The organism is Bacillus sp. LNXM12-1 (assembly GCF_003004375.1).
In the GTDB taxonomy this organism is placed as follows: domain Bacteria; phylum Bacillota; class Bacilli; order Bacillales; family Bacillaceae; genus Bacillus.
In genome coordinates this window covers 406,840-419,488 of record NZ_PVWX01000003.1, presented here as the reverse complement: position 1 = coordinate 419,488, position 12,649 = coordinate 406,840, and the positions used below count along the sequence as shown (strand labels likewise).

Here is a 12,649-nt window from a genome sequence, read left to right as displayed (position 1 = left end):
ATCAATATTTACTTTGTACACTATGAGAGATGAAGCGCAAAGGGGAGAGGTCTAATGAAACGAATGCTATCTATTCGAATGATTTGTTGTTTGGTTTTGATGATCTTTAGTTTGCAATCCTTACTGCCTGGCATGATCACAGGAGGCGAGGTCAGTGCATCTGAAAAGAAGGAAATGGTGTGGAAGCAAAAAAAGATCGTGCAGATCAAAAAAGCCCGTCAGCTAATAGGAGAGACCGTGACGGTGAGCGGAATTGTGACAGCAGATCAATCCGCTGTAGGCAATGGGAAATTGTCCACATACATTCAAGACAAATCAGCTGGAATCAATATTTATTCAGCGCAGCCCAATCACTTCCCGGAACTAAAAGCAGGCATGAAGGTGACAGTGACTGGTAAGATCACGTCTTATAAAGGAATGATTGAAATTGTGCCAGATCAAGGCCGCCTGAAGATAGATGCTGTGAATCAAACTTTGCCAAAGGCGAAGCGAGTGTCCGTTAAACAACTAGAAACGGATCAAGCCGGTAAACATGAAGGAAGACTAGTGAAGATTAAAGGCTATGTTGAGGCAAAACCAGCGCAGCCGGCTGGCGGTGGATACAATGTGGTGATCATTGATAAAAAATACCACAGCACCATCCTGAGAGTGATGGTCGATACAAATGCTATTGATAAAGTAAAGACAGGGAAATGGTACGAGTTTACAGGGGCGTTAAGCAGGTATGATACGCTGCAGGTGCTTCCAAGACATAAGGATGATATCAAACTGCTGAAACGCCAGCCAAAGCCGCCAAAGATTAAGAAGGAATACAAAGCAACAGTTGACCGTGTGGTGGATGGAGATACGATTCATCTAAAGAAGCCTGTTCTTGGTACAACAAAGGTGCGTTTTGTGAATATGGACACGCCGGAAACGTATCATAAGCCAAAAAATGAATTAGACCAAAACCAATTGCGTTTTGGACAGCAGGCGACTGACTATTTAAAAACACTTCTTTCAAGCGGTGACCAAGTCACATTAAAGATTGGTCCTGAAGCGAAGGACAGCTATGGACGTCTTTTAGCTCAAGTGAAGACCAAAAAAGGGCTAAATACAAATCTAGAGCTTGTAAAAAAAGGATATGCCCCTACTTACTTCATCTGGCCAGTTGGAGATGAAAAGGACTATCATACGTTTCAAAAAGCAGTAAAAGAAGCAAAAGAAAAAGGACAGGGCATATGGAACGAAGCGGACCCTCTGATGGAACAGCCGTTTGAATTTAGAGCACGAGAACAGAAAAAAGGACTGACACGCTATGTTGGTGACTCAGCTGTGAAAACCTACGTGTCCCCTGACAAATGGAAAGAAATCAATGTGGATAAACGGATCTTTTTTGCTTCCAAAGAAGAAGCAGAGCAGGCTGGCTATCAGCCGGCAAAGGATGCAAGCGAAGTACCATTAACGATTTTAAGTATGAATGATTTACACGGTAAAATTGATCAAGAATACGAGCTGGATCTCAAAGGTGATGGCAGTAAAGGCATGTACGGACGAATGGATTATGTCGCGGCCTATATGAAGCAAAAACAAGCAGCACACAAAAATACGATTACGGTCCATGCTGGAGATATGATTGGCGGGAGCTCTCCTATATCTTCTCTTCTGCAGGATGAACCAACCGTTGAACTCATGGAGAACATTGGCTTTGATGTGGGCACGGTCGGCAACCATGAATTCGATGAAGGGGTCGACGAGCTATTGCGTATCTTAAATGGCGGAGAACATCCTAAAGGCACAAAGGGGTATGACGGACAGAACTTCCCGCTCGTTTGTGCGAACTGTGAATACAAGGATACAGGTAAGCCACTTTTACCGGCTTATGAAATCATCGATGTCGAAGGAATCCCAGTCGCATTTATCGGTGTTGTGACCAAGTCAGCCGCAGGAATGGTCATGCCAGAAGGGATTAAAGACATTCAGTTTACAGATGAAGTCAAAGCCGTGAATGAAGCCGCGAAGGAACTAAAACAAAAAGGGGTTAAAGCCATTGCAGTTTTAGCTCATATGACAGCCTCTCAAAATGGCGATACGATCACTGGAGAGAGTGCAAAGCTTGCCAAAGAAGGTGATGATGAAATTGACGTCATCTTTGCAGGGCATAATCACGAAGTGGTCAATGGAGAGGTCAATGGGAAATTAATTGTGCAAGCCTTTGAATATGGGAAGGCGATTGGCGAAGTCAATGTGACACTTGACCGCAAAACGAAGGATATCGTCAAAAAGAGTGCAAATATCCAGTATGTAGATCAAGCTGGTATAGAAAAGGACAAGGAAGCAGCAGACATCTTGGCTCATTACGGGAAAGAAGTGGAGCCGATTATTAGTGAGGTTGTTGGAGAAGCTGGGGTCAAAATGGAAGGCGGCTATTCAAATGATGGAGACACGCCGCTCGGTAATTTGATTGCAGATGGTATGAGATATTCAATGAAAAGTGACTTTGCCATGATGAATGGAGGGGGCATTAGGCAAAACCTTGAAAAAGGGCCGATAACGTGGGGAGATCTCTTTAATATTCAGCCATTCGGCAACGTTTTAGTCAAACTGGAGATCAAGGGAAAAGACTTAGTTGAGATCATAGAAGCTCAAATTTCTCCACAATTTGGACCAGATTATAGCATTTCAGGCTTTTCATATTCCTATGATCCGGTAACATATAAAGTAGTCGACTTGAAGCTGCCAGATGGTTCAGCCGTAGCTTTCGATCAAACGTATACACTCACTGTGAATAACTTCATGGCAACTGCAACTGGCAGTAAATATGCACCAATAGGCAGACTTGGGAAAAACCCTGAAACAGGCCCAGAAGACTTAGAAGCCACTGTCGCTTTTGTCAAAAGCTTTGAGGGAGCTTCCATTGTGTATCAAAAAGAGGGGCGAATTCAAATAGCAAAACAAGAAGAAAAAGCAGCAAGCTAAAGAGCGTATCATCTAAGAGAAATGTAACAGGCAAAGGAGTTTAAGCATGAAAAAGTGGCTTGCACTGACTGTGATGACAGCCGGGATTGTTCTGCTCGGCTGGGGGATTTGGCAAATCGCCTCTACTCATCTTCAAACAGCCCAATCATTAGACGAAGCGAAGAAGGCTGTGGCGGACGATCAAGGGATGTCCAAAAAGCAGTTTGCTCCAGAAGTGGGGAAAGCTTCTGGCATCCTGACGATTCCAAAATTAAAAGCAGACCTTCCCATTGTCGAAGGGACGGATGCGGATGACCTTGCAAAGGGAGTAGGACACTACAAAGGCAGTTATTATCCTGATCAGAATGGACAAATCGTCCTATCTGGCCACCGTGACACGGTATTTCGCCGGACAGGTGAACTGGATATTGGAGATCAGCTGAAAATCACTGTGCCGTATGGTGAGTTTGTCTATGAAATCACGCATACGAAAATTGTCGATCAGCATGATACATCCATTATTACGTTGCAGAATGAAAAGGAAGAGCTGGTGTTAACCACATGCTATCCTTTTCATTTTGTCGGCAATGCACCAGAGCGGTACATTATTTATGCAAAAAGAGCGTCTGTCTAAAGAAAAAGAGCCTGCTGATCATATGCAGGCTCCCAGCGTGTAGACAAACCCTTGCATTCGTTGTCAGATCTACGTTCCGGTGCTCGTCCTTCCTAGAACTGCAAAGGTTTTCTATCACGCTGAAAAGAAGAAAGGGCTAAAATAAGATTATTTTAGCCCTTTGTCAACAATCTGAGATCCTGCTAATCAAATGCAGGCTCTTTATTTTAATGGATGATTTTATTCATGAGCTGGTCCATATCAGGTGGTAGAGGTGCTTCGATGATCAGATGCTCACCTGTAAAGGGGTGTTTCATGTCAACTTGCTTGGCGTGAAGAGCACACCTGTTGATGTAATCACGAACTCCCTCATATAAAGTGTCCCCAGCTAGTGGATGCCCGAGACTGCTAAGGTGGACACGAATTTGATGCGTTCTACCCGTCTCTAATTGCAGTTTAACGGCTGTCATTTGCAGACGTTTATTCATGTCCATGACCTGAAAATGAGTCACAGCTTTTTGTCCAGTAGGGGAGATTCTTCGTCTGACTGCATGGTGTTTGTCACGGCCGATCGCTGCATCAATGGTGCCTTTCTTTTTTTTGAAAAGCCCCTCTGTGATGGCGATGTATGTTCGGCTGATTGTTTTTTTAGAAAGCATTTGATCAAGAGCCGCATGGGCTAATCTATGCTTTGCAAAAATGACGGTGCCGCTTGTGTCTTGATCCAGCCTGTGGATATGTCTCACCCTCTTTTCTTCTCCATTTGCTTGAAAATGGAAGGCCACAAGGTTAGCCAGTGTGCCCGTTTGTCCTTGTTCATTCGGATGAGTTGGCCGTCCGGCAGGTTTTTGCACAATTAATAAATGCTCGTCCTCGAAGAGCACCTCTAATTCACCGTATTCTGGTGCCACATCACTTTCTTCTGTTTCAAATAAATCAATGATGATCTGATCGCCTTTACTGACTTTAGCCGCGTGATGGGCAGGCTTTTGATTTAAACGGACTTTTTGATGCTCCATCCAAAAATGAATAATCGGTTTTGATGCAGATACGGCTGTCTTTAAAAAATGACTGAGTGATGTGTGATGATACTGCTCGTCTACTTTGAGTGAGAGCGTGTGCCCTTTTATGATCATGATATCCGTTCCTCTCTATGGGTATATATAGGAAACACTTACCTTGGCGAACGCCTTTTTTTCTGTGCTATTCTGAATGGAGAAATAACGACAGAGAGGTAGATGTCACGTGAGATTAATGAAAGCTGCTACAGACCTGCAAGAGCAGGCAATTGAAGAAATATCAAAGGAAGTTGAAGATCTTCTTTCTCATGCTGTCAATGGACAGCAGCGGGATATGCGTCAAAAAGACCGCTCCCTTACCTTTATTGATGGAGTATATAACGGGACGATGGATGATGCTTTTCGTATTTTATCGGGACTTCAGCTATTACATACCATAATTGTAAAACCGAAACGTCATATCACCAAACGTGATCGTGAGCTATTCGAGCGGAACCGTGAGCAGGTCAATGCCTGCGGCTTTTCTTTTCCGTTTGATCTAGATGATTTTGTCAGCCGTCACCTTCAAAATGCGTAAAAGATGGTGTGAACTTCCTTGTTAACTTACACGGCCCTCGCACATACTATTTTTAAGGGAACGGAGAAACCTTTAAGATCTGTAATACCAAACCCGCTCTTTTTCAACATTGCCTATTTCTCCACGAATCGGAGCGCTTGGATCTCTTACAGAATGAACAGAACACGGGTAGGAGCCTGACAAAACGGTGCAGGCTCCTTTTATACATAATCATTTTAGCAGACATTCATCTTTGAAAGTCAATTTTATTCACGATATGATAGCATTGAGTAAATGTTTAAGACTTTCGTAAAAAAAGGAGTGGCCTCGTTGGTAAAGGCGATTATATTTGATTTTGACGGATTAATTTTAGATACAGAAACACATGAATATGAGGTTTTACAAGAAATGTTTGCGGAGCATGAGTCAGAGCTGCCTCTTTCCGTATGGGGCAATGTCATTGGGACGCAGGCAGGCTTTAAGCCATTTGAATATTTGGAAAAGCAGCTAGGGAAGACGCTGGATCATGAGACACTCACAGCAGATCGGCGTTCTCGTTTTCAAAAAAGAATGAAGGACGAATCAGCAAGACCTGGCGTAGAAGCTTATTTAGAAGCAGCAAAGGAGCTCGGGATCAAGATTGGACTTGCTTCCAGCTCAGACTATAAATGGGTGTCAGATCACCTAAAGCAGATTGGTCTTTTCGACTACTTTGAATGTATCCGCACGTCAGATGATGTGGAAGAAGTCAAACCAAATCCAGAGCTCTATTTGCAAACCGCACGCTGCTTAGGGGTAGAGCCAAAAGATTGCGTGGCATTTGAGGATTCTGTGAATGGATCAGTAGCTGCCAAACGGGCAGGTATGAAATGTGTCATCGTCCCAAACAAAGTGACGAGCACGCTGCAATTTGAAGAATATGATGTCAGATTAGAATCCATGGCTGAAATCGAATTGCTCCAGCTATTCCATCAGCTTGAAAAAGAGGATCAGTAAGGGGGCAAAAACATCATGGCAGAAAAACTAGACTTAACGCGGTTTGAAAAAAGAATGGTGATCCGTAATATCCGTGAAGAGGATATTGACCGAATCATTGCCTTGCAAGAGGTATGCTTTCCAGGCATGGACCCTTGGAAACGAGAGCATCTTGAAAGCCACCTTGAGCATTTCCCAGAAGGACAGTTTTGTGCTGAATTCGAGGGAGAAATCATTGGCTCTTGTTCAAGTTTATTAATTAACTTTGATGAATACGATGATCGCCACACGTGGCAGGACATTACAGATGATGGGTACATTACAAACCATAATCCTGATGGGATGAATATGTACGGAATCGAAGTCATGGTGGGTCCTGAGTACCGCCGCATGAAAATTGGGCATCGTTTGTATGAAGCAAGAAAAGACTTAGCGAGAAGATTAAATTTAAAAAGCATCATCATTGGCGGACGCATTCCGAATTATCATAAATACCAAGAGGAAATGACGCCTCGCCAGTATGTGGAGCAGGTGATGCTTCACCAAATCTATGATCCCGTTTTATCTTTTCAGCTGTTAAATGAATTTAGTCTCATGCGGATCAATCCGAATTACCTGCCGGATGATAAAGCATCCAGCACATATGCGACGTTAATGGAATGGAACAATGTCGACTATCGCCCGCAATCGAAAAGATATTATAAATCGGCGTTCCCCGTTCGAATTTGTGTGATTCAATATGCGATGAAACAAATTCATTCCTTTGAGGAATTTATGAATCAGGTGGAGTATTATGTGGATGTCGCATCAGATGCATCAGCTGACTTTGCCGTATTCCCAGAAATTTTTACGACGCAGCTCATGTCTTATTTAGAAGAGCGTTCACCAAGTCTTGCCGTACAGCGGATTACGGAATATACCGAGGACTACATTAATTTGTTCACAGACCTTTCTGTGAAATATAACATTAATATCATCGGCGGGTCCCACTTTGTAGAAGAGGAAGGGAAAATCTACAATATCGCCTATTTATTTAGACGTGATGGAACGATTGAAAAGCAATATAAACTTCACATCACGCCGAATGAAAGAAAATGGTGGGGGATTTCAGCTGGTGACCAGGTCCGGGTATTTGATACAGACTGCGGCAAAATTGCGATCCAAATTTGCTACGATATTGAATTTCCTGAGCTTGCACGGATCGCGGCTGACAAAGGAGCGAAAATTATTTTCACTCCGTTCTGTACAGAAGACCGCCAAGGCTATTTAAGAGTACGTTACTGTGCACAGGCGAGAGCGGTCGAAAACCAGATTTATACCGTCATCTCGGGAACAGTTGGCAACCTTCCGCAAACCGAAAATATGGATGTTCAATATGCACAATCGGCTATATTTGCCCCATCAGACTTTGAATTTGCAAGAGATGGGATTGTAGGAGAGTGTAATCCAAACATTGAGATGGTTGTCGTTGGTGATGTCGATTTAGAAATTTTAAGAAGACAAAGGCAAGACGGGACCGTACGTCAGCTGAAAGACCGAAGAAGAGACGTGTACCATATTGAATATAAGAAATAATGAAAGAAAGCGCCTATTGTTGAGGCGCTTCTTTTTGATGACATTTTTTAAAGAGACAATGTGGCGCCATGAGTGATCGCTAACCACTGCTAAAAAAGGGATAAGATTTTTCGACTGACAAAGGGATGCTGGAGCAAAAGCAGAATATACTGAAAGGAGATCATGTGTTCAAAAAGGAGAGGAATATGGGGCGACAATCTAAACATCTGTATATCAATTTGCCGGTAAAGCACGTGAAGGAATCTATCGCTTTTTTTGAGCAGCTGGGTTTTGACTTTGAGCAGCAGTTCACGAATGATCAGGCGGCCTGTTTGGTCATTGATGACACGATCACCGTCATGCTGTTATCTCTTAGGCATTTTCAATCCATCTCAGAGAAACAATTAGTGGACGCAAAAGAGGCATCAGAGGTGATTATCTCTATTCGTGTCAATTCACGAGAAGAGGTCGATGAGCTTGTCGAGCAGGCAATGGCAGCAGGCGGTTCACCGTTTAAGGAGAAGCAGGATCATGAGTTCATGTATGGATGGAGCTTTCAGGATCTTGATGGTCATTTGTGGGAAGTGTTTTATATGGATGAGGAAAGAAGCGGCCTTTCATAAGGGTGCTTCTTTTTTATTGTTTATCAGTGGTATGATAATGAGGAAGCAGATGGAATCTGGAATTCAACTAGAGAAAAGTAGGTGCAGCATGGAGTTTTTACTTGTCCTACTGCCAGTGTTCGGCATATTTCTGATTGGGTATATCGGGCAGAAGGCGATTGGTTTTGACATACATACGCTCTCATCAATGTCTTTATATTTAATGTCACCATTTCTTGCGTTTGAAACCTTTTATCAAAACAAAGTGTCGATGGACTATGTGTATTTATCCATTTTTGTTGTCGGGCTTTGTCTTGCACTTATTTTATGTGTCTTTATATTATCTCGTATGTATGGTTATTCGAATGAAACGTATTGTGCCATGATTCTGTCGTCAGCCTTTATGAACAATGGAAACTACGGCACGCCCGTTGTGCTGCTTGTCTTCGGAGCAGCAGGTTTGGATATTGCGATCGTATTGATGGTGCTGCAGCAGCTTGTCATGAGTACAATCGGTATGTATTATGCAGCAAAGGGCGGAGAGGATGCGGGAGATGGAAAGGTCGTGCTGAAAAAAGTGCTTCGTATGCCGGTTGCTTACGGGGCGCTCATCGGTCTATTATTTCAGCTGATTGACCTTTCATTACCTAAAGAGCTGATGACGGGTATTCAGCTTGTAGGGAATGCTGCCATACCGACGATTATGCTTATTTTAGGTATGCAGCTTGCCGTGATCTCTTTTAAGCAAGTGGATTATCGAAATATTTCTTATGCTGTATTGCTGAAGCTGTTTATCTCCCCACTCATCGCATTTGGCTTTACGGTTATTTTACCGGTAGATGATATGGTGAAACAAATTATGATCTTAGTGGCAGCCATGCCGACAGCAGCAAATACCACGCTGATGGCTGTACAATTTCGAACGAAGCCTGAGTTTGTCTCAAGCACGACATTTCTCAGTACAATCTTAAGTATCGTGACATTACCAGTTTTATTATGGATTTTATCCATGCTGGGATAGGGGATAGGCGGCAAACAAAGGGGGACAGATGAATGAATGTAGATGTTCATTTCCAAGTGAGTGACGTGTTGAAAACGAAGCATTTTGCGCATGCAAAAGTGTTAGCAGGGGAAAAAGGATTGTTTCGGCAGGTCAAATGGATCCATGTGTTAGAAGTGCCTGATGTAGAGGATTTGTTAAATGGAGGCGAGCTTATATTAACGACAGCCGCAGGCTTCCATGATCAACTGGATGTGTTTCAAGCGTTTTTACGGCAGCTGATTGATTCAGGGGCAGCCGGCTTGTGTATTGAATTTGTGCCGTTAAGATTCGATGTGCCGGAAGAATTGCTGATCTATGCAGAAGAAAGAGATTTTCCGCTTATTCTGTTTACAAAAGAAGTGAAGTTCGTCAACATCACGCAGCATCTTCATACGATGATGATCGAGCGTCAGTATCAAATGATGGCAGATTTAGAAGCACTATCATCAAAGCTGAATGAGCTTTTACTGACCCCGCATCCGCAGATGGATATTTTGGATCAAGTGTATCAGCACGTAAGGGGGATTCTTTTACTCCTCCCTGTTCAGGGCGAGCCGATTATTTTATGTGATTCTTCCAAACCAACCGAAGAACTGGTCATGAATTATTTACAGTTTGCTTCCGTGCCAAAAGGATACGAAGTGACGCAAAAACAAGTGCTTGCACTCAAACAAACATTTGCAGATCTTGTGCTCATTCATCAAGCGGACACACTCTCTGAATTTGAACTGCTCGTGATGGATAAAGGAGCGAATGCTCTTGCCCAGCAAACATTAAGAGAGCTTTATACAGAAGAGCTGAAGAAAACAAAAGAGAATGAATGGCTGCAAAAATGGTTCCAAGAAGAGCATACAGAACGAGAGATCATAGAGCACCTTGAAGAAACAGAAGGGTTGAAAAAGCCAACTGGCTGCGTAGTTTTGCTCTTTCAAAAGCATCATCAAATCGAAGAAATCGCAGGGAATCTTTACTTTCTTGTATCTTGCCGCTCCATTTTTCAGCGTGCGGGTTTCTATCTGATTGCATATGAGCATCAAGGACAAACCTTGTTTATTTTATTAAACACGAGAAAGAAAGAGGACTGGAAAGAGCGTGCAGAAAAGGCTGCAAACGACATCAAACAATTGTATGACCGGGAGCAGCCCCGAGGGGCCGAGATCAATTTTGGTATCGGTCAATATTGTGAACAGTTTCAGCACATGAGAAAAAGCTTTCAAGCAGCCAAAGAAGTGCTGCATTTAAAAAAAGTGATGCCTCAGCGGGTGGAAAGTCCATTTTACCAAGATCTACATATGCTTCGTCTCATGCCTATGATGAAGGAAAGCGGTCTGCTTGAATGCATGGTGAAAGAGTATTTAGAGCCCGTGATTTTATACGATAATCAAAATAGCGGGAGACTCTATCAAACGCTGAATATCTTTTTACAGACAAACGGTTCTAAAAAAGAAACCGCAAGCCAGCTCTATATTGTTAGGCAAACCCTTTATCATAGACTGGATAAACTGCATGCCTTACTTGGTGAGGATATGATGCAAGCGCCGAAACGCCAGGCACTTGAATTTGCAATTCTTGCTTATGAATTCCTGCAAGGAAATCGACGTTAGCGGAGTGTGTTCAATTTGCCAAGGCATCAAGAAAAGTGTCTTATGATGGTGTTCAATCAGTTGACGATCTGTCTAATGTAATCGGCCTGCCCCCTTTTTTATAATGAAAGAAACTGTCAAGTTCCAGTTTCATATGCCTCACGTTTCATCCATATAATGAATGGAGAGGCAATGTGCTGCTTGAACTGGTCTAAGCTTCTTTAATGATGAAAACGGATACATGGGGGCGGGAAGATGAAAATACATGAGCAGGCGCAAAATCTTCAGGCGAAAGATGATCAGTTGATCTGGCATCATATGAAAGGGACAAACAAGGAAAATGAAAGTATGGTTATTCACGAGGCAGAAGGCGCATGGGTGACAGATATTCATGGAAATCGCTATTTAGACGGGATGTCAGGTCTTTGGTGTGTAAATGCCGGATATGGCCGCAAAGAGCTTGCAGAAGCGGCGTATAAGCAATTAAAGACAATGCCTTACTATCCGCTTACACAAAGCCACGTGCCGGCGATTCAGCTGGCTGAAAAGCTAAATGAGTGGCTTGGCGGGGACTATGTCATCTTCTTTTCTAACAGCGGTTCTGAAGCCAATGAAGCCGCATTTAAAATTGTCAAACAATATCATGCGCAAAAAGGAGAGAGTACAAGGACAAAGTTCATCTCCCGGTACCGGTCGTATCACGGCAATACAGCAGCTGCTCTTGCCGCAACCGGTCAAGCGCAGCGTAAATATAAATATGAACCATTAGGTCAGGGCTTTATCCACGTTGCACCTCCTGATGTGTATCGTCATCCTGAGGACCAAGAGAATTTGGCGAGTGCTGCGGCGATTGATCAGGCTATGACGTGGGAACTAAGCGAGACCATTGCTGGGGTCATTATGGAGCCGATCATTACGGGCGGAGGTATCTTAATGCCGCCAAAAGGGTATTTGAAGAAGGTCAAAGACATCTGTGAAGCTCATGGGGCGCTTCTTATCGTAGATGAAGTCATCTGCGGCTTTGGCCGGACAGGGAAGCGGTTTGGTTTTATGCATGAGGAAGTAAAACCGGATATTATCACCATGGCAAAAGGGATTACAAGCGGCTATTTACCGCTTTCTGCAACGTGCGTGAAACGAGAAATCTATGAAGCTTATGCAGGGGAAGATACGTATGACCGGCTGCGCCATGTGAATACATTTGGCGGTCACCCTGCTTCCTGTGCGGTGGCACTTGCCAACCTAGAGATTATGGAAAACGAGCAATTAGTGGAACGGTCAGATGCGCTGGGGCGAGATATGCTTGAACGTTTGCAAGAGTTAAAAGAGCACCCATTTGTCGGAGATGTCAGAGGAAAAGGCTTGCTGTTTGGCATTGAGCTTGTTCAGGATCAGCAGTCCAAAAAACCAGCTGAGCTACATGTTGTCGGTCAATTGATCGCAGAATGTAAAAAACGCGGGCTGATCATCGGGAAAAATGGTGATACAGTTGCCGGCTATAATAACGTTGCCCAGCTTGCACCGCCGCTTAATATCACAGATGATGACGCCTCATTTATCATCAATACCTTAAAAGAAAGCATGGCACAGCTATAGCAGAGAGACTTCTCTGCTTTTTTCTATGGAATAAAAGCATGCTTTCCAGCATTTTGAGCTAGGTCTATGAAGATGATGTGAGGTGAAATCGGTATTGGACACACTAGGTGTATTGAAAAATAGAAGAGTTTCTATTACTGTTAGGAGAAGACTGATCCAATACACTTTTGAA

At 43.3% G+C, this 12,649-nt stretch carries 10 protein-coding genes; 9 read left to right on the top strand and 1 reads right to left on the bottom strand.

Annotated elements, in window-relative coordinates; translation table 11 throughout:
• The first annotated feature begins 54 nt into the window (after positions 1-54).
• On the top strand, positions 55-2,958 hold the full coding sequence (locus C6Y07_RS14470; RefSeq protein ID WP_106156938.1) for a 5'-nucleotidase C-terminal domain-containing protein: 2,904 nt from the start codon (positions 55-57) through the stop codon (positions 2,956-2,958).
• 46 nt (positions 2,959-3,004) lie between these two features.
• Positions 3,005-3,571 carry a class D sortase gene (locus tag C6Y07_RS14465; protein ID WP_106036595.1) on the top strand — a complete coding sequence of 189 codons (567 nt, stop codon included), beginning with the start codon at positions 3,005-3,007 and terminating at the stop codon, positions 3,569-3,571.
• A 206-nt stretch (positions 3,572-3,777) separates the two neighbouring features.
• Here C6Y07_RS14465 and C6Y07_RS14460 read toward each other — a convergent pair whose 3' ends face one another.
• Complete coding sequence (locus tag C6Y07_RS14460; RefSeq protein WP_106156936.1) at positions 3,778-4,686, bottom strand: RluA family pseudouridine synthase; 909 nt, start codon at positions 4,684-4,686, stop codon at positions 3,778-3,780.
• A 109-nt stretch (positions 4,687-4,795) separates the two neighbouring features.
• Between C6Y07_RS14460 and C6Y07_RS14455 the strand changes: the two genes are divergently transcribed.
• From C6Y07_RS14455 to C6Y07_RS14425, 7 genes are all read left to right on the top strand, one after another.
• Positions 4,796-5,146: a DUF5365 family protein gene (locus tag C6Y07_RS14455; RefSeq protein ID WP_060595847.1), complete on the top strand. Its 351-nt coding sequence runs from the start codon at positions 4,796-4,798 to the stop codon at positions 5,144-5,146.
• Positions 5,147-5,455: 309 nt separating this feature from the next.
• Entirely contained in the window at positions 5,456-6,121 is a 666-nt protein-coding gene (locus C6Y07_RS14450) for an HAD family hydrolase (RefSeq protein ID WP_106036598.1), read from the top strand.
• A gap of 15 nt (positions 6,122-6,136) precedes the next feature.
• On the top strand, positions 6,137-7,675 hold the full coding sequence (locus C6Y07_RS14445; RefSeq protein WP_066031113.1) for a bifunctional GNAT family N-acetyltransferase/carbon-nitrogen hydrolase family protein: 1,539 nt from the start codon (positions 6,137-6,139) through the stop codon (positions 7,673-7,675).
• Between the two features lie 185 nt (positions 7,676-7,860).
• Positions 7,861-8,277 carry a VOC family protein gene (locus tag C6Y07_RS14440; RefSeq protein ID WP_066031112.1) on the top strand — a complete coding sequence of 139 codons (417 nt, stop codon included), beginning with the start codon at positions 7,861-7,863 and terminating at the stop codon, positions 8,275-8,277.
• Positions 8,278-8,365: 88 nt separating this feature from the next.
• Complete coding sequence (locus tag C6Y07_RS14435) at positions 8,366-9,277, top strand: AEC family transporter (RefSeq protein WP_106156958.1); 912 nt, start codon at positions 8,366-8,368, stop codon at positions 9,275-9,277.
• Positions 9,278-9,309: 32 nt separating this feature from the next.
• Complete coding sequence (locus C6Y07_RS14430; RefSeq protein WP_106048756.1) at positions 9,310-10,902, top strand: PucR family transcriptional regulator; 1,593 nt, start codon at positions 9,310-9,312, stop codon at positions 10,900-10,902.
• Between the two features lie 234 nt (positions 10,903-11,136).
• On the top strand, positions 11,137-12,477 hold the full coding sequence (locus tag C6Y07_RS14425) for an aspartate aminotransferase family protein (protein WP_066031110.1): 1,341 nt from the start codon (positions 11,137-11,139) through the stop codon (positions 12,475-12,477).
• The last annotated feature ends 172 nt before the right edge of the window (positions 12,478-12,649 follow it).